At 39.7% G+C, this 18,781-nt stretch carries 17 protein-coding genes and 2 pseudogenes; 15 read left to right on the top strand and 4 right to left on the bottom strand.

Annotated features, from left to right (window positions below):
- The first annotated feature begins 15 nt into the window (after positions 1-15).
- The 3 genes from GZ996_RS01445 to nrdG all read left to right on the top strand — a co-directional run bounded on the left by GZ996_RS01445 (position 16) and on the right by nrdG (position 2,195).
- On the top strand, positions 16-972 hold the full coding sequence (locus tag GZ996_RS01445) for a Gfo/Idh/MocA family protein (protein ID WP_156805839.1): 957 nt from the start codon (positions 16-18) through the stop codon (positions 970-972).
- On the top strand, positions 944-1,441 hold the full coding sequence (locus GZ996_RS01440; RefSeq protein ID WP_162011170.1) for a GNAT family N-acetyltransferase: 498 nt from the start codon (positions 944-946) through the stop codon (positions 1,439-1,441). The genes GZ996_RS01445 and GZ996_RS01440 overlap by 29 nt, the downstream gene beginning before the upstream one ends.
- A gap of 154 nt (positions 1,442-1,595) precedes the next feature.
- Positions 1,596-2,195 (top strand): anaerobic ribonucleoside-triphosphate reductase activating protein, encoded by a 600-nt coding sequence (gene nrdG / locus GZ996_RS01435; protein WP_156805865.1) that lies wholly within the window; start codon positions 1,596-1,598, stop codon positions 2,193-2,195.
- Between the two features lie 846 nt (positions 2,196-3,041).
- On the opposite strand, the pseudogene recD2 reads toward nrdG, so the two are convergent.
- The 3 genes and pseudogenes from recD2 to rnhC all read right to left on the bottom strand — a co-directional run.
- A pseudogene (recD2, locus tag GZ996_RS01430) lies at positions 3,042-5,253 on the bottom strand (SF1B family DNA helicase RecD2); the annotation flags it as partial.
- Between the two features lie 86 nt (positions 5,254-5,339).
- The gene (gene lepB, locus GZ996_RS01425; protein ID WP_156805842.1) at positions 5,340-5,936 is read right to left on the bottom strand and encodes a signal peptidase I; all 597 of its coding nucleotides are present in this window, start codon (positions 5,934-5,936) and stop codon (positions 5,340-5,342) included.
- Between the two features lie 58 nt (positions 5,937-5,994).
- A complete protein-coding gene (rnhC, locus tag GZ996_RS01420; protein WP_162011168.1) occupies positions 5,995-6,891 on the bottom strand; it encodes a ribonuclease HIII in 897 nt (298 codons plus the stop codon).
- Positions 6,892-7,067: 176 nt separating this feature from the next.
- Between rnhC and GZ996_RS01415 the strand changes: the two genes are divergently transcribed.
- The 4 genes from GZ996_RS01415 to GZ996_RS01400 all read left to right on the top strand — a co-directional run bounded on the left by GZ996_RS01415 (position 7,068) and on the right by GZ996_RS01400 (position 10,827).
- Positions 7,068-7,382, top strand: a complete 315-nt coding sequence (locus GZ996_RS01415; protein WP_156805852.1) for a hypothetical protein — start codon at positions 7,068-7,070, stop codon at positions 7,380-7,382.
- Positions 7,379-7,921 carry a CvpA family protein gene (locus GZ996_RS01410; protein ID WP_156805853.1) on the top strand — a complete coding sequence of 181 codons (543 nt, stop codon included), beginning with the start codon at positions 7,379-7,381 and terminating at the stop codon, positions 7,919-7,921. The genes GZ996_RS01415 and GZ996_RS01410 overlap by 4 nt, the downstream gene beginning before the upstream one ends.
- Positions 7,922-8,014: 93 nt before the next feature.
- Complete coding sequence (locus tag GZ996_RS01405) at positions 8,015-10,351, top strand: endonuclease MutS2 (RefSeq protein WP_162011167.1); 2,337 nt, start codon at positions 8,015-8,017, stop codon at positions 10,349-10,351.
- Positions 10,352-10,488: 137 nt separating this feature from the next.
- Complete coding sequence (locus GZ996_RS01400; protein WP_161980765.1) at positions 10,489-10,827, top strand: thioredoxin family protein; 339 nt, start codon at positions 10,489-10,491, stop codon at positions 10,825-10,827.
- Positions 10,828-10,868: 41 nt separating this feature from the next.
- Here GZ996_RS01400 and GZ996_RS01395 read toward each other — a convergent pair whose 3' ends face one another.
- A complete protein-coding gene (locus tag GZ996_RS01395) occupies positions 10,869-11,207 on the bottom strand; it encodes an iron chaperone (protein WP_156805856.1) in 339 nt (112 codons plus the stop codon).
- Positions 11,208-11,268: 61 nt separating this feature from the next.
- On the opposite strand from GZ996_RS01395, the gene GZ996_RS01390 reads away from it, so the two are divergent.
- The 8 genes and pseudogenes from GZ996_RS01390 to GZ996_RS01355 form a co-directional block, all read left to right on the top strand.
- Positions 11,269-11,622, top strand: a complete 354-nt coding sequence (locus GZ996_RS01390; protein WP_156805857.1) for a DUF2200 domain-containing protein — start codon at positions 11,269-11,271, stop codon at positions 11,620-11,622.
- A gap of 13 nt (positions 11,623-11,635) precedes the next feature.
- Positions 11,636-11,860: a DUF4649 family protein gene (locus GZ996_RS01385; protein WP_156805858.1), complete on the top strand. Its 225-nt coding sequence runs from the start codon at positions 11,636-11,638 to the stop codon at positions 11,858-11,860.
- 48 nt (positions 11,861-11,908) lie between these two features.
- Complete coding sequence (locus GZ996_RS01380; RefSeq protein WP_162011166.1) at positions 11,909-12,400, top strand: phosphatase PAP2 family protein; 492 nt, start codon at positions 11,909-11,911, stop codon at positions 12,398-12,400.
- A gap of 129 nt (positions 12,401-12,529) precedes the next feature.
- Positions 12,530-13,597 (top strand): GntR family transcriptional regulator, encoded by a 1,068-nt coding sequence (locus GZ996_RS01375; protein WP_156805860.1) that lies wholly within the window; start codon positions 12,530-12,532, stop codon positions 13,595-13,597.
- 308 nt (positions 13,598-13,905) lie between these two features.
- Positions 13,906-15,492 (top strand): xylulokinase, encoded by a 1,587-nt coding sequence (locus GZ996_RS01370; RefSeq protein ID WP_162011165.1) that lies wholly within the window; start codon positions 13,906-13,908, stop codon positions 15,490-15,492.
- Between the two features lie 8 nt (positions 15,493-15,500).
- Positions 15,501-16,196, top strand: coding sequence for an L-ribulose-5-phosphate 4-epimerase (locus tag GZ996_RS01365; RefSeq protein WP_162011164.1), 696 nt, complete (start codon positions 15,501-15,503; stop codon positions 16,194-16,196).
- Between the two features lie 30 nt (positions 16,197-16,226).
- A complete protein-coding gene (gene araA, locus GZ996_RS01360; protein ID WP_202913589.1) occupies positions 16,227-17,651 on the top strand; it encodes an L-arabinose isomerase in 1,425 nt (474 codons plus the stop codon).
- Positions 17,652-17,762: 111 nt separating this feature from the next.
- Positions 17,763-18,781 (top strand): annotated as a pseudogene (locus GZ996_RS01355) (phosphoketolase); the annotation flags it as partial.

The raw sequence follows: 18,781 nt of genomic DNA, 5'->3' as shown, positions 1-18,781 counted from the left end.
CTAGAAAGGATACATATGAAGAAAATCGGAATTGTAGGAATCGGTGGGATTTCTCAGAAGGCTTATCTGCCTTATCTGCGGCAATTATCTGGGATTGAATGGCACGTTTTCACACGAAAACAAGAGGTGCGTGATGTGGTAATCTCCTTGTTTGGTCAATCGGTGTCTTACAATAGTTTAGATGCCTTGCTAGAAGCTGGTTTGGATGGGATCTTTATCCATGCAGCGACAGTGGCTCATGTGAGCCTTGCGCAGCTTTTTCTAGAAAAAGGGATTCCTGTCTATATGGATAAGCCCTTGACAGAGTCTTACGAGACGACACGGCAGCTTTATGAGCTTGCTGAGGAGCGTGGCACCTTTCTAATGGCAGGATTTAATCGTCGATTTGCACCGAAGGTCCAAGACTTATTGACTGCATCTGACAAACGTCGGATTTTTGTGGAAAAAAATGCTCTGAAAGGGACTGGACCACTTCAATACAAACTCTTTGATTTCTTTATTCATCCGTTGGATACAGCTCTTTATCTAGCAGAAGGCCAGCTGGTTCGTGGAGATTTCCATTACCATTTGGAAGAAGGTTTGCTCAGTCAGGTCTCTGTTAATCTTTATACAGAAAAAGAGACGATTGCTGTTAGCATGAATTTGCAGGCAGGTAGTCGCCGTGAAATCATGGAAGTTCAAACACCGCGAGCAACCTATCATTTGAAAAATTTGGATGAGTTAACGGTCGTTGAAGGAGACGTAGAAACCAAGCAAGGCTTTGGTTCTTGGGACACCACTCTTTATAAGCGTGGCTTTGAGAGTATCATTCAAGCCTTTCTGGAAGCCATTGAAACAGGAAAAAATCCAGTTTCACCAGAGTCGAGTCTTTTAAGTCACTGGATTTGTGACCAGATCAATCGTTCAGAGACCCCTTATGGGACACTAGATTTGGAGGCATTTTATGGAATTGCGCCGGCCGACCATAGCTGATAAAGAAGCCGTTTTAGACATGATGCGTGAGTTTGAGGAGACTAGTTCAGCTCACGATGGTGGTTTTTGGAATGCTGAAAACTTTGATTATGAAGAATGGATTGCTGGCAATGCGGACGCAGAGATGGGATTGAATATTTCAGAAGGTTGGGTTCCCAGTATTCAGTTTGTTGGTTTTGAAGGCGATAAGGCAGTTGGATTTCTTAGTTTAAGGCTTTGCTTAAATGACTACCTTCTTGAAAAAGGTGGGCATATTGGTTACTCTGTCCGGCCTAGTGAGCGTGGTAGAGGTTACGCTAAAGAGATGCTCAAGCAGGGGCTTAGCTCTGCCATGTCCAAAAACATCCAAAAAGTGCTTGTCACGTGTAGTGAGGCAAATCCTGCTAGTCGTGCTGTTATTGTGGCTAATGGTGGTGTGCTAGAAGATGTTCGTGAGGGGACCGAGCGCTACTGGATAGATGTTACCTAAAAATTTCATAGAAAGGAAGAGTGTTTCGGGCTGTTAAGATGATTTTACAGAATTGAACCCGAGCTAAAAGCTTCGGAAAAAAGATAGTATGCAGGCATACGTCATCGGTTTCCTATTTTTCTCTCGCTTTTTTAACGCTCTTGGTATCTTAATAATGAACAATCCTAAACCGCAAGAATGGAAGAGTGAAGAACTTAGTCAAGGACGGATTATAGACTATAAGGCTTTTAATTTTGTGGATGGCGAAGGGGTTAGGTGTAGCCTATACGTAGCGGGGTGTATGTTTCATTGTGAAGGATGTTATAATGTGGCAACCTGGAATTTTCGAGCAGGTATTCCTTATACCAAGGAATTGGAAGACCAAATTATGGCCGACCTAGCTCAGCCATATGTGCAGGGATTGACGCTTCTTGGTGGCGAGCCTTTCTTGAATACAGGTATTTTACTCCCTCTTGTTAAACGGATTCGTCGAGAACTGCCAGAGAAGGACATTTGGTCTTGGACGGGATACACTTGGGAAGAGATGATGCTGGAAACGGATGATAAGTTGGAACTCCTTCATCTTATTGATATCTTAGTTGATGGGCGGTTTGACCGTACGAAAAAGAACCTCATGTTGCAATTCAGGGGGTCATCAAATCAGCGGATTATTGATGTGCAAAAGTCCTTGGCGACTGGTGAAGTCGTCATTTGGGAGAAACTCAATGATGGTCAGCAAAATTATGAGCAAGTCAGTCGAGATGAGTTGATATAAAACATATGGCAGTTAAATCATTTCAATAAATGCTGGTCCTAGTCGTGACTATCTGCTCCGCCCGATTTTATTGTCAATCACGGATATCTATAATAAACCCAATAATAAAATTCCCTACCATTAAAAACGTTGATGGTAGGGAATTTTTATGTGTTAAACTTGGATTGAGTATAAGCCATTTAGGGAGGTAAATATGCAAGCTCCCTATCATTTCTAAAGGGAGGGAGCTAATCAACTTGAGGATTAAAGAATCCATATGTCACATTTTAGTATGAGAAACTCAATGATATACAGTTTTCAGTAATCTCTTGATTAGAAGTTTGGATGTATCTGATAGTTGCGGGTTATTGGAAACAGTTCTAAGCATAACCTGTATACTGATTAAGAAGCTCACGGAAAGAATGTTTAATTTTACGAGTTATTTACGTTGCCGATTAGTTGTCGTGAATTTATCTACTGATGTACTGTAGTGAGTATCATAACATCATCGAATTTATTTGAGGATAGAAATTTTTGTAAGGCATTGTTCTATTCCTTATCACTATCTACATTATCTATTTGTTGTTTTCACCATACCATGTCTTGATAACCTTACCATTAAGAAAAGACAAAAGTTTCATAAAGATGACTCGCTAACTGGCTATTATGTCTAAAAATAGACTGCGATATCTTCTTCTGTTATACCAATCATAGGATTAATCGTTAGAAGATTTTCTTCGGTTAGGCGATAGCTTTCAAGATTTTGTGGAGATAAAGCAGGGCTGTCTGTGGTAGACGTTTCTGTATTTGATTTTTCTATCGTTGTATGGGTTTCCTCAAGGGAAGGACCTGTCTGACTAAGAATCTCCTTATGTCCGAAGCGTTCTACTAAATAAGTTTTACGGCTAGCACCTTCGTTTTTGACCGCGTAGTCAAAGGCGGAAAGTTCGCCTAGCATGACTAATTTGCTTTTTGAACGAGTAATGGCTGTATAAATGAGGTTACGCTGTAGCATACGACTGCTTTGGCGCGTGATAGGTAGAATAACTACTTGAAATTCACTGCCCTGAGATTTATGGATAGACATGGCGTAGGCAAGGGTAATCTTGTGCCATTCATTACGAGGATAGGTGACTTCGTTCCCATCAAATTGAATGGTGATTTCATCTTGTTTGCTGTCTGTGTATTTGGCGGGCATCAATTCGGTAATGTAGCCAATATCTCCATTAAAGACGTTGAGCTCAGCATCATTCACCAGGTGCAAAACCTTATCAGAGGTCCTAAAGATTTGATCGTTGAATAGAAATTCGAGTTTTTCTTGCTTAGGATTAAGGAGATTTTGCATGAGGGTATTGAGATTTGTGATACCTGCCTGTCCTCGGTACATAGGTGCTAAAATTTGAATATCTTGGGCTTTGATACCAGATTTCAAGGCAGAGCGAACAATTTTTTCTACCATGTCTGGGATGTATTGCACTTGTGCTTCAAAATAGGAGCGATCAGCTTTTTTCTGGGTAAAATCAGCTGGAAGTTGTCCCAAACGCATTTGACTGGCAAGGGTGACAATTGTCGAATCTTCAGACTGTCGAAAGATTTTTGATAAGGCAACCTGTGGGAGCTCTGCTATTTTTAATAAATCAGCTAAAACTTGACCAGGGCCAACTGACGGTAACTGGTCACTATCGCCGACAATAATAACTTGTGTATGGCTAGCAATTGAGGCAAAAAGTTGGTTGGCAAGCCAGGTATCGACCATGGAGAACTCATCAATGATGATAAGCTCACAATCAAGATAATCATCAATGGCTTGGTAATCATTGGTGTTGTCCCCGTTTAGTCCCAAATGGCGATGAATCGTCGCAGCTGGCAATCCCGTCAGCTCATTCATGCGTCTGGCAGCCCGCCCAGTTGGGGCAGCTAGAGTGATAGGAACCTCGTTTTTATGAGTGTTAATGCCGTGGAGTTTACTGTATGCTTCGATGATGCCGTTGATAACAGTTGTTTTTCCAGTACCAGGCCCTCCTGTCAGGATAAAAACTTTACTTTTTAAGGCATCGTGAATGGCCTTTTTCTGTATGTCATCATAGGTCAACTTGAAATTGGCTTCGATACAAGTAATTTCTTCGGAAATTTTATCATCGTCAAGATTTTTTTCTAATGGGGTTTCCATGATGCGAGATAGGTGTTTTTTTATCCCTTCTTCTGCATAATAGAGGGTATTATCAAAGATACGCGTCTCAACATTTTGAATTTTATCTTCAGCGATTAAGTTTTGGAGTTCCTGAGCGACTTGCGTAGGATCTAGCTCAATTTGGCGAGCTTCTTCTAGGATGTAAAGTGCCCTTTCCAATAATTCCTTAGCTTCGACATAGGTGTCCCCTTTTTCGAGAGAGACTTCTAGGAGGCTATGAACAAGGGCTGCGCGGAAACGCTGGGGTGCATCAGCTTCGATGCCCAGCTTTTCTGCCAAAAGGTCAGCAATTTTAAACCCAACTCCCTGAATATCCTCTACTAACTGGTAGGGATTTTCTTGAATGATGTCCAGGGTCGTGTTCTTATATTGATTGAAAATCTCAAAAGCAACACGGTTGGTTAATCCATATTCAGCCAGCTTGGCTAAGACTTGTTCAGTCCCGTAATTGAGTTTGAGCTTGGTGAGAAAAGCCTCACGATTCACTTTTGATAATCCTGAAATGGTAGCCAGTTTTGACGGATCTTCCAAAATCTTATCAATCGTATTTTCACCATAGAGTTGGACAATTTTTTCAGCTGTCTTTTTTCCGATTCCTTTAAAGTGATCGCTGGAGAAGTATTTAACCAAACCAGAAGAAGTGGGTTTGGCCCGCTCGTATCGGGTCACTTTTAGTTGCTCACCATATCTAGGGTGCTGGGTTAATTCACCCCAGAAAGTATAATTTTCCCCTTCAATGACCTCTGCTATTGTACCAGTAACGATAATTTCAAAATCATCAAAATCACTATCGGTATCGTCGATATCTAATAAAATAATTTTAAAAAAATTGCTAGCATTTTCAAAAATAATGCGGTTAATTTCCCCTGAAAAATAAACTTCGTTCATAGTCTTTCTAGTAAAAAAGCTGAGCTTGGCCCAACTTTGAAATGTGAGTTTTTCACTAAATAGTGATAGCAAACTTTAGTCAATTTTTAATCGATCGTTCCAATTTTATTTAGAGGCCAGTAGCGGAATTTAATCTCACCGACAATGGCTTCTTTATCAAAGGTTCCAACTGCTCGACTATCTTTTGATACAATACGGTCATCTCCTAAAAGGTAATAATGACCTTCTGGAACTTGAACAGTGAAGGAACTTGAACCAGTGCGATCAGAAGTAAATGCTGGCGATTGTTCAGCTAATTGTTGGAAAAATTTATTATAGGAGTATGTGCTTTGTAATTTATCTTTGGCAAAAAGGTTACGATACTCTTTTAAATAAGCTTCATCCGTCTCTTTACCATTGATGTACAGGGTATCGTTGTCATAAGTAATGGTATCTCCAGGAATTCCGATGACTCGTTTTACAATTTTTTTTGATTCTCCAGATTCATCAACTTCGTCAGCGACAACAATGTCAAATCGATCAATTTGAGATATTTTGACAACAAAGAGATTCTCGCCATCAGCTAATGTTGGATCCATAGAATGTCCATCAACTTTTACAGTGAACCAAACAAAAAGATAAGAAAGAAGGATAGTGGCCATTAAGAGGATAAAAAGTCCCCATTCTTTAATAAAATGTTTCATAAGTGTGATGCGTTTAAGAGTTTTGAACGCTGTTATTCCTTTCGAGTTGTTGTAGAGATTATTTGAGCAATTTTTGTGCCTTTTGTGTATTGGCAAAGTGTTGTTTAGCTGAGTAATTTAGCCCTTGCATTCCATAAGTAGCTAGGATTTGGCTAGCAACCTTGTCTGATTTTGCTCCTGCTCCACTTGGGAGTTTGTAACCAAGATCATTACCCAACTTTTCCAGATTTTCAAGAAAGAGATTTCTGGCAATGATGGAGCTAACAGCTACAGCTAAGTATTTCCCTTCGGCTTTTTCTTCAAAGGTTAGAGGATTATCAAAATGATTGGGTTCATTTTTAAGATACTTTTCATAATTTATCTGATTGGTAAAGGCGTCAATAACGATTTTATCAGGTTTTGCGACTTCCAGTAAGAGCAGATAAATCGCTTGATTATGTAGAGCAACCTTGACAGAGACAGCATTATGCTTTTTGCCTTCCCCCACGACTTCGTTATACTTTTTAGGAGATAATAGCAGAGCTTTGTGAGGGATTTTATCTTCTAAGATTGGAGCAATTTGACGGATTTTGAGGTCAGTCAGATTTTTGGAATCGTCGACACCGAGGGATTTGAGAAAGGCGTGGTCGGCAGGAGTCACTAAACTAGCAACGACAGCTATGCCTCCAAAATAAGAACCGTTTCCCACCTCGTCAGAACCAATTAAGGAAAGATTCTGTCCAGCAGGTGTTCCTGCTCTGCTATTTTCCAAATGATAACCGAAAGATTCGGCTAGATTTTGAGCACCACTACCTTGGAAGACAATTTTACCAGATGTATAAACAAGTACGGTTGTGCCAGAAACTTTCGCAGCAAAGGTAACATAAGGATTGTTATTGGCAATTTGGTAGTTAGCGAGTTCTTGAGCTAGGGACTTAGTTCGTCCTTCTCCCATCTTCATGACGATAGTGTTCATAACAATATTGTATCATAAAGCTGAAAAAAGGTCATATTTTACCATTTTCTAATTTTGCGTTATAATATTAAGAGTTAGACTAATAACGGAAAGGGATGTTTAGTTGAGATGTGCGACTAGACGTGGAACTCTTGGCATAATCAGTTGCAGCCACTTGGTTCTTTTATATGGGAATTATGAAAAATAGATATAAATTTGTCTTTGGAAATAAACCGCTGACTTTAACAACGGATAAGGATAATCTTTTTATGGAGGAAGTGGAACGCGTAGCGCGCGAGAAGTATGATGCCATTAAACGTAATCTTCCAGAAGCAGATAATGAAACGATTGCTATTTTGATGGCTATTAACACCTTGTCAATGCAACTTAGTCGAGAGATTATTTTTGAAGAAACAGAGCGTGAACTTGAGCGTTTGCGCACAGAAAAAATTATGGCTTTAAAAGAAAAAAATAATCAGCTTGAGTTGGAATTGAATGAGGAACAGAAATGATAGGTATACTTTTTATTCTTATCTTGGCATGGCAATTTTATATTGGCTATATGCGAAGTATCATATTGCAAGGCTACTATACATTGGCTAGTATTGTTTCGCTTTTTATTGCCAATCATTTTTATCAAAAATTAGCAGCGCAAATAACCCTTTGGGTACCTTCTGTAAATCCTAGTCAAGATACGGTGGTTCAATTTTTTAAGGATGTTAATCTCTTTGAATTAGACATGGTGTTCTATGCTGGTGTTGCTTTTGCAGGTGTTTACACCTTGAGTTATTTTGTTTTTAGAGTGATTGGTATCTTTTTACATTTAATCAATTTAGACCAATTTGATAGTGTTTTGATGAACTGCATTAGTGGGGGACTTGCTATTTTTGTAACGCTTCTTTTTTTCAGTATGGGAGTGACACTGTTAGCGACGGTACCGGTTAATGTTATTCAAAATTTTTTATCCGGCCATAGTGTGACAAAATTATTGATTGGCTTTCCTATTTTTGCTCAACTTTGGAATTATTTTTGGGTAACAAAGATTTTTTAAAATCTGGGACAGGTGTCCTGGATTTTTTGTTATATTTAAGGTGAGACTTGTTCTTTTTCCTCCTCTTATCTATTACTGTGATATAATATAACCATGAATAACAAGATTATTGAACAATTAGAATTTAACAAGGTTAGAAGTCTTTTTGAACCTTATTTACAAACCCAGCAAGGGCTAGTAGAATTACGTGACCTTGAGCCAATGGTAAAGCCTGATAAGATTGGGCAAGCATTTACCGAAATTTCAGATATGGAGGCTATTTTTATCGAGCACCACGGTTTTGCCATGGTAAGTCTTCGTGATGTTTCAGAGCCTCTTCGTCGCCTTGAGTTGGATGCAGATTTGAATGTTGCTGAATTGATTGAGCTAAAAAAAGTTCTTCAAGTGTCGGCTGAAATGAGTCGTTTTTATAGTCTTTTGGAAAATGCAGAGCTAAAAGCTTTGGGCCGTCTTTTTGAGACGCTTGAGGTGTTTCCAAGCTTATCAGGAAGCCTTCAAGCCATTAACGATGGTGGCTTTATTGAAAATTTTGCCAGTCCAGAATTGGAAAAAATTCGCCGTCAAATTGCCATTAGTGAAGGCCAGGTGCGTGAGACTTTACAGGGAATTTTAAAGAAAAATGCAGACTATTTATCAGAAAATCTGATTGCTTCTCGTAATGGCCGCTCAGTGCTTCCTGTGCGGAATTCGTACCGTAATAAAATTGCCGGTGTGGTTCATGACATCTCTGCTTCTGGAAATACGGTCTATATTGAGCCGCGTGCGGTTGTACAACTCAATGAAGAAGTCACACAATTGCGCGCAGATGAGCGTCATGAGATGGTAAGGGTGCTCCACGAGCTGTCAAATATGCTTCGTCCACATGCCCACATTATCAGAAATAATGCTTGGATTTTAGGGCATATTGATTTGGTGCGTGCTAAGTATCTTTTTATGAGGGAGAAAAAAGCTGTTGTTCCAACCTTATCAAAGGATAAGACCATTCAGCTCTTTAATGTTAGACACCCTCTACTGACTAATCCCGTTCCAAATGATCTTTATTTTCCAAATGAGCTGACAGGGATTGTCATTACAGGTCCCAATACGGGTGGTAAGACCATCATGCTAAAGACGCTTGGCTTGACGCAGTTGATGGCTCAATCTGGTCTTCCTGTTTTGGCGGATGTGGGTTCAAAGGTTGCTGTCTTTAAAGACATTTTTGCAGATATAGGTGATGAGCAGTCTATTGAGCAGAGCTTGTCTACATTCTCAAGCCACATGACACAAGTTGTTACGACCTTACAAGCTGCTGATGAGGATAGCCTTATTCTTTTTGATGAGTTGGGAGCAGGTACGGACCCGCAAGAGGGAGCTAGTCTTGCGATGGCTATTCTTGATTATCTTCGCCTTAATGGCATTAAGACGATGGCGACAACTCACTATCCAGAACTCAAGGCTTATGGTATTGAGACAGCGCATGTTGAAAATGCCAGTATGGAGTTTGATGTCGCAACTTTAAGTCCAACTTACCGCTTCATGCAAGGTGTCCCTGGCCGCTCCAATGCCTTTGAAATTGCTCGCCGTTTAGGACTTTCTGAAGCCATTGTGGAAAAAGCAGAGCAGATGACTGACAGGGACAGCGATGTCAACCGCATTATCGAGCAATTGGAGGCTCAAACTGTGGAAAGTCGTAAGAGACTGGATCATATTCGTGAAGTCGAACAAGAGAATCTTAAATTTAATCGTGCAGTTAAAAAATTGTACAATGAATTTGCTCATGCTAAGGACAAGGAAGTTGAAAAAGCAGCAGCAGAGGCGCGTGAGGTGGTTGAATTGGCGATTGCTGAATCTGATAAAATCCTTAAAGATCTCCACGATCGCGCAGCTCTGAAACCACATGAAGTGATTGAAGCTAAAGGTCAACTGAAAAAACTTGCTCCAGAAGCTCAGCTTTCCCACAATAAAGTCTTGAAAAAAGCGAAAAAGCTAAAGAATCCAGAAGTGGGTGATGATATTATTGTGACGGTTTACGGACAGCGAGGTACCCTTGTTAAGAAAATTAAGGATAAGACTTGGGAGGCTCAGGTTGGTATCATTAAGATGACTTTGAGCGAAGATGAGTTTAGTTTAGTTAAGGTTCGGGAAGAGGCTCAGAAAACTAAGAAACGCCAAATCAATGTGGTCAAGAAAGTGGCAACGGGGTCTGGTCCAAGGGCTCGTTTGGATCTTCGGGGTAAACGCTACGAGGAAGCTATGCAGGAGCTGGATGCTTTTATTGATCAAGCACTTTTGAATAATATGGGACAAGTGGACATTATCCATGGTATTGGTACAGGCGTCATTCGTGAGGCAGTAACTAAATATCTTCGTCGTAACAAACATGTTAAACACTTTGAATATGCCCCACAAACGGCTGGAGGAAGTGGCTGTACCATTGCGACACTAGGGTAAGAGTTCGGAGAGTAAGACATGTTAAAGAAAATATTAGTGACGGTTTCGTTTTTTATGATAAGTATTCTTCTAATGAGCTGTGGTCGTCAATCGAGTTCTGAACTCCAAGAAAAAAGACAGGGACTTATCAAGAGTCGGTGGCAAATCTAGAAGAAATTACCTTGCAAGAGCTCAATGAGAAGATTGCTAATTCAGAGGAGTTTTTAATCTACTTAGGTCGTCCAACATGTGAGTATTGTCAGGCTTTCGTTCCTAAATTAGCTGAAGCCTATCAGGATAAATCTGTTAAGATTTATTACCTAGATTCGGATGAGGCTGACGCTAAAGCTTGGGATGAATTCATTGCTTATTTTGGTATTAAGACCGTTCCACATTTTAGCTATTTTTCTGATAAACAGATGGTAGATAGTCTGTTAAAAGGTAGCGAATCAACTGTTGATGAGATTAAGGCTTTTATTGAAAAATATAGTGAGTAAAAAGTGCCTGCGATTTTTCGCCAGAACCTTTTTTATTTCAGTTAATTTCCATTTTCTTTGAGTGCTTCTCTTGTGATTTCTTTGATGAGTTCAAGAGGAAGTTCTTTGTTATAAGGGAATTGAATGGCACCTTTGGTGTAGTGATATCCAGCTGAGGTTAATTGGTTTGAAAAGTGTTCAATGACCAATGGTCCAGGGTAGATCCCCAAGTGTTTTTTATGTGCTGCAAAATGAATGATATTTCGTCCTTGCCAGAAGGTTGGCATACCATAGGAGATTTTTTCTTGGGCATCTGGTAATTGTGCTTTCAATGTTTGATAAACAGTAGTTAACAAGGGGCGTAGCTCAGCTTTTTGCTCTAAAATATAGGTTGAAATCAAGAGATGTCTCCTTTCAAGCAGATTGTTACCCCAAGTATAGCATAAGTGTTATAATAAGGCCATGACACATCGTATTTATAACATGACATTTGCTAGCGTTTATCGGGCTTTGGTAGCAAAGGCAGAGCGAAAGGGCAGGACTGCCCAAGACGTTCATGAGGTCACTTCTTGGTTGACGGGTTATTCTACTGAGGCAATTGCTACGCTTTTCGAATCAGACTTAACCTATGGAGATTTTTTTCGACAAGCGCCAAATTATAATCCAAATCGTATCAATATCACAGGTAAAATTTGTGGTGTACAGATTGAAACTTTGGAAGATCCTTTGATGCAGGAAATTCGTAGGCTAGATAAATTAGTTGATTGGGTGGCAAAAGGCAAGACGTTTAAGCAAATCAAAGATAAATATGAGTAAGAAGGAGAAAAAGATGTTAGAAATTACCTACCTTAACGCGAGTAAACAGGAAACAACAATCACATTTGATAGTTACGCAGAATTCGAGCGTTCACAACAAGCTTGTCTTATCGGTGTTGCTGATTACTACAAGGTTGTTAAATTAGTCTACAATGGGCATGAACTTGATTATTCAGGAACTTATGGCGATATCTTCTTCTACATGATGAAGCAAGACTTAAGCCAGTATGACTCATAAAAAATGGAAAAGCTGGGCAAGACCTAGCTTTTTCGTTATAATAACCTTATGGAAAACTATGATGATTTTTATGAACGTATCTCCCGTCCTTTTCATCCTTACGTTAAAAAACTCCGTTTCATCAATCATACGATTACAAAGGTCATGTATGCAGTCTATCCTTTACTTTTGGCTTTTGTGTTTTGGAAAAATGGCAGAGCTGTTCTTCCTTATATCGTCATACCTGGCATGGGATTTATTGTATTATCTTGGGTCAGAAAAGTGATTAATCAACCTCGACCTTATGAAACGTGGACAATCGAACCCCTAATTGAAAAAGATAGCTCTGGTCAATCCATGCCCAGCCGTCACGTTTTTTCAGCCAGTATCATCAGTATGGGAGTGCTAAGCGTCAATCTGTGGCTAGGGATTTTGTTGCTGATTTTATCAGCTCTATTAGCCTGTTGTCGAGTCATCGGAGGAGTGCATTATCCCAAAGATGTGATTGTAGGCTACGTTGTTGGAATAGCTTTGGGGAGTTTATTATTTTGGCTTATTTAGCCTTACTTTAACTTTAAGTGGTGGGAATACTTTTTCTCAGCCCAACTACTAATACTGTAACAACATGTACTTTCTTATCTTGTTTGTGATATAATAGTTGTACGTACAAAAAAGAAAAAGAGATAAGAAATGAAAACAAAATATCAGAAAGTGGCAGATGATTTATTAAGAAAAATTCTAGATGGTAGCTATGCTATTGGTCAGGTGATACCAACGGAACATCAGTTATGTGATATTTACCAAGTGAGTCGTCATACGGTAAGACAGGCGCTAAGTTTATTAATTCAACAAGGTTATTTGAAAGCGGAAAAAGGCTCTGGTACTTTTGTTTTGGATTATAAGGATAACCAGAATGCACGAACTGTAGCAACGAAAACAATTGGTGTCATTACGACTTATTTATCAGATTATATTTTCCCGAATATCATTGAAGGAATCGAGGAAGTTCTTAGGGAGAGTGGTTATTCATTAATGTTGAGTGCCACCAATAATAATCCTGCATTAGAAGAAGACAGTCTTAAAAAGATGATGGCACAGGGAGTAGAAGGCTTTCTAATTGAACCAACCTCTAGTAATGAATACAATCCAAATATAGCTTATTACGCAGAATTAAAAGAAGCTGGGATTCCTGTTTATTTTTTAAATGCTTATTATGATATTTTGGATATCCCCTATGCGAGTTTAGATGATTTTTCAGCTGGCTATGAGGCTACCAAATATCTCATTGATCGAGGCCATCGCAAAATTGGGTTGATTACCAAATTAGATGATATGCAGGGGAAATTGCGGATGAAAGGCTTTGTAAATATGCATGAGGCAGCTAAGCTTTCTTTTCGCGCTGCAGATATTGCTACTTTTACAACAAAAACTCAGCAGGCAGCTATTAGAGACTATGTTGAATACATTTTGAAAACAGATGATGCGCCAACCGCTTTTGTTTGTTATAATGACCAAGTATCGAGTCAGTTTATTCAACTGATGAAGGAAAAAGGACGGGAAATGTCCCAAGATTACTCTATTATTAGTCATGATAATTCCTATCTAGCAGAGGCGTATCAATTGACTAGTATCAGCCATCCTAAACAAGTTTTAGGAAGGGATGCGGCTAAACAATTACTTGGTGCTATTGAGAGAAAAAAACGCATGAAGACTATTCATTACCCGGCAGAAGTCATTGAAAGAAGTTCAGTTAAATAGGATTAATGTGATCATATCAATTGAGTCGCAAAGATTAAACAGAGGATATTTCTTTTTTGAAAATATCCTCTGTTTTTTTGTGGTAAATATTACCAGTAAACATCATATAACTTACTAAGATAAGCCTATTTTAGTGTTTTGATAGTACTGATGAATACTAAACATACGACTTAACAAAATCATCCCTAGTTTAAAACTTACGTCTTATAAATGTTCGAACAAATTTTTATAAAAATATTTACATGTACGAACATAAGTGGTATAATGAATCCGGAAAATGAAAGCGAATTCATCAAAAGGAGGATTCTATGAGACATATCATTGACGATTTGACGAACGGTCGGACCTCGTTAGGAGTTGAGTTTGGTTCAACTCGTATCAAAGCAGTTTTGATTGATAGTCAGAAACAACCGATTGCCTCTGGTAGTCATGATTGGGAAAATCAACTAGTCGATGGGATTTGGACTTATTCTTTGGACAGTATTTGGCAAGGTTTGCAATCTGCTTACCGTGAACTTGTTCAAGATGTCAAAATGGCGTATCACGTTGATTTAACAAAGATTGGGCAAATTGGTTTTAGTGCCATGATGCACGGTTATCTAGCGTTCGATAAAGAAGATGATCTATTAGTTCCATTTAGGACTTGGAGAAATACGATTACTGGTCAAGCAGCACACGAACTCAGTCAATTGTTTGACTTTAACATTCCTGAGCGTTGGAGTATCGCTCACCTATATCAAGCTATTTTAAATAAAGAGGAACATGTTTCTAAAATAGCATATGTCACTACTTTAGCAGGTTACATTCATTGGCAATTAACAGGTGAAAAAGTTTTGGGAGTCGGAGATGCTTCTGGAATGTTTCCTATTGATTCAACCACTGGTGATTATAATGGTGTTTTTCTCGACCAATTTGCTGAATTAACGCAACAATATCAACTTCCTTGGAATTTGAATGCTATTTTACCGAAAGTGTTATCCGCTGGTACCGTAGCAGGAACCTTGACAGACCAAGGTGCCAAATTATTAGACCCAACAGGTCAACTCCAAGCAGGAAGTCAGTTGTGTCCTCCAGAGGGAGATGCTGGGACAGGAATGGTAGCGACAAATAGTGTCAGACAGCGGACAGGAAATGTGTCTGCTGGAACGTCTATTTTTGCTATGATTGTCCTTGAAAAAGAATTGCAAAACCGTTATTCAGAAATTGATATTGTAACGACACCAGTTGGTGACGCCGTAGCGATGGTACATGCGAATAACTGTAGTTCAGATATCAATGCTTGGGTTAAATTATTTAAAGAGTTTTCAGCCCTATCAGGACAAAAGATTTCAGATGCTGAACTGTATCCACTACTCTTTAATGCAGCCTTAACAGGTGAAAAAGATTGTGGTGGTCTATTAAGTTATGGTTATTATTCAGGTGAAAGTATTACTGGATTGACTGAAGGACGTCCGCTTCTTGTGAGAACTCCAGAAAGTCGTTTTACAGTGCCTAATCTTATGAGAAGCCATATCCTGTCTGCTTTCACAACCTTAGCAATTGGCATGGAGATTCTAGTGGACAAAGAGGCAGTTGCAATTGATAAACTGTTAGGTCACGGTGGTATTTTCAAAACCCCTCAGGTTGCCCAACAATTGTTGGCAGGAGCGATGTCAAGCCCAGTTTCTGTGATGGAGACAGCAGGAGAAGGTGGTGCTTGGGGAATTGCACTCTTAGCAGATTACCTAACTGCGGCTGAAACGTCATTAGAAGATTATCTTGATGATGTCGTATTTGCCAATGCTGCTGTTCAAACGGTTCAACCAGAAGTAACTGATGTTGAAGGATTTAAAGCGTATCTTGAGACTTATAAAAATGGCTTGCCAGTGGAAAACTTAGCAGTTGAAAAAATATAGGAGGCTATATGCTAGAAGAATTAAAAGAAAAGGTATTTCAAGCAAACTTAGAACTACCTAAACGAGATCTCATCAAATACACTTGGGGAAATGTCAGCCAAGTTGATCGTGAATCGGGTCTTTTTGTGATTAAACCATCCGGAGTTGATTATGATGTCATGACAGCAGATGATATGGTTGTTTGTGACTTTGATGGTAACGTTGTGGAAGGAAACTTGCGCCCATCATCTGATATGCCAACTCATGCTGTACTCTATAAAACATATCCTGAGATTGGTGGTATTGTACATACCCATTCGCCTTGGGCAGCCAGCTGGGCGCAGTCAGGTTTGGATGTTCCAGCGATGGGAACAACTCACGCAGATACTTTCTATGGGACAGTACCTTGTGCGCGTTTCCTAAGCAAGGAAGAATTAGATGCTGGTTATGAGCATGAGACAGGTAATGTCATTGTTGAAACATTTACTAAACGTGGCTTGGATCCAGTGGCTATACCAGGAATTTTATTGCAAGGACATGGTCCGTTTACTTGGGGGAAAGATGCTGATGATGCGGTCATGCATGCTGTTGTTTTAGAAGAAGTTTGTCGTATGAATGCCATCACTCGCTTTTTGAACCCATTTGCGCCTGAGTTACCACAATATGTGTTAGATAAACACTATCTCAGAAAGCATGGGAAAAATGCTTACTATGGACAAAAATAATATTATCTAAAAAGAAAAAAGGAGTTTATTATGCTAGAAGCAAAAAAAGAATTTTGGTTTGTTGTAGGGTCACAACATTTGTATGGTGAAGAGGCTCTTGAAGAAGTTAAAAAGCATGCGCGTGAAATGGTTGACACGTTAAATGCTAGCGGTCATTTGCCATACCCACTTGTTTTCCAAGAAGAATTAGCAGTATCAGCTGATACTATCACAAAATTGATGAAAGAAATTAATTATCGTGATGAAGTGGCAGGTGTTGTGACCTGGATGCACACTTTCTCACCTGCAAAAATGTGGATTCGTGGGACAAAATTGCTCCAAAAACCACTCTTGCATTTAGCAACGCAATATAATGAATCTATTCCATGGGCAACCATTGATATGGATTTTATGAATTTGAACCAAGCAGCTCATGGAGACCGTGAATACGGCTTCATCAATGCTCGTCTTAAGAAAAATAACAAGGTTGTTGTCGGCTACTGGAAAAATGAATCTATCCAAAAACAAATTGGTCAATGGATGGATGTCGCAGTGGCTTATAATGCTGGCTTTGAAATCAAAGTTGCCCGCTTTGGAGATAACATGCGTAATGTCGGTGTGACTGAAGGGGATAAGGTAGAGGCACAAATTCAGTTTGGTTGGACTGTAGATTACTTTGGCATTGGTGATTTAGTTGAAGTGATTAATCAAGTGACTGATGAAGAAGTAGATACCCTCTTTGCTGAGTACAAGGAACTTTATGACTTCGATTATGGTAACTATGATGTTGACACTTGGGAACATCATGTGAAAGTTCAAGCTCGCTATGAAATTGCTCTAAAACGCTTCTTGGATGCCGGAGGTTACACGGCATTCTCTGATAACTTTGAAGATTTACACGGTATGGAACAATTACCTGGTTTAGCGACTCAACGTTTGATGGCGCAAGGGTATGGCTTTGCTGGTGAAGGTGACTGGAAAACAGCTGCTCTTGATCGTTTTATGAAAGTCATGTCTCATAATCAAAATACAGGATTTATGGAAGATTACACTTATGAATTAGCTCTTGGCAAAGAGGCTGCGCTTCAATCACATATGCTTGAAGTTGATCCATCCTTAGCTGTTAATAAACCTAAAATTGTCGTATCTCCACTAGGAATTGGTGGTAAAGCAGACCCAGCACGTCTCGTTTTTGATGGTAAAGCTGGTGACGGTGTCGTTGTGTCAATGGCAGATTTTGGAACGCATTATAAATTATTGATTAATGAAGTAAAAGCATTTGAACCAACTGAACCTGCTCCAAACTTACCAGTAGCACGCGTCCTATGGGAAGTGATGCCAAACTTCCAAGAGGGTGTCAAAGCATGGATTGAAGCTGGTGGAGGCCACCATACCGTTGTTTCACTTAATTTGACATCAGATCAAATCATTGCTTGGGCTAAATTAGTTGGCCTAGAATATGTGTTGATTAAGTAGTGATTATATTAGTCTATTTATAGACAAATGGAGAACTGGCTGAGCAAAATCAGCCAATTTCTTTAGAAAGACACGTGATAAAACTCACAAAAAATAAAAAGGAAGACAAACATGACAGATTTTAATGCAACAGAATACCTTTCAAAAGTAGATGCCTGGTGGCGTGCAGCCAACTACATCTCAGTAGCCCAGATGTACTTGAAAGACAATCCCTTACTTCGCCGTGAAGTCACAACAGAGGATGTTAAGGTACACCCAATTGGACACTGGGGAACAATCTCAGGACAAAACTTCATCTATGCCCATCTTAATCGTGTCATCAATAAATATGACCTTGATATGTTCTATATCGAAGGCCCAGGACATGGTGGGCAAGTTATGGTGTCAAACTCATACATTGATGGTTCTTACACCGAGCGTTATCCACAGATTACTCAGGATGAAGAAGGCTTGAAACAACTTTGTAAAATCTTCTCTTTCCCAGGGGGGATCGCTTCGCACGCTGCCCCTGAAACACCAGGCTCTATCCACGAAGGTGGTGAGTTGGGTTATGCCCTCTCTCATGCCACAGGTGCAATCTTAGATAACCCTGATGTCATTGCGGCAACAGTTATTGGTGACGGGGAAGCTGAAACGGGCCCTTTAACGGCTGGCTGGTTCTCAAATACCTTTATCAACCCAGTAAATGATGGGGCTGTTCTCCCAATTCTTTACCTCAATGGTGGTAAAATTCACAACCCAACTATCATGGCTCGTAAGACAGATGAAGAATTAACACAGCTCTTCAATGGTTTCGGTTGGACCCCTTACTTTGTCGAAGGGACAGATCCAGATCTTGTCCACGCTCAAATGGCAGAGACCCTTGACAAGGTGATTGAAAAAATCAAAGCCATTCAAACAGAGGCTCGCAAGCATCCAGCAGAAGAAGCCACCCAACCAGCTTGGCCAGTATTGATTGTTCGTATTCCAAAAGGATGGACAGGACCAAAGGAATGGAATGGTGAACCAATTGAAGGTGGTTTCCGTGCCCACCAAGTACCAATTCCAGTCGAAGCAGGTCATATGGAACACATTGATCATTTAATAAACTGGTTGAAGTCTTACCGCCCAGAAGAATTATTTGATGAAAA

Source organism: Streptococcus sp. S784/96/1 (assembly GCF_902729355.1).
Classification (GTDB): Bacteria; Bacillota; Bacilli; order Lactobacillales; family Streptococcaceae; genus Streptococcus; species Streptococcus caledonicus.
This window is presented reverse-complemented; position numbering and strand designations above follow the sequence as displayed.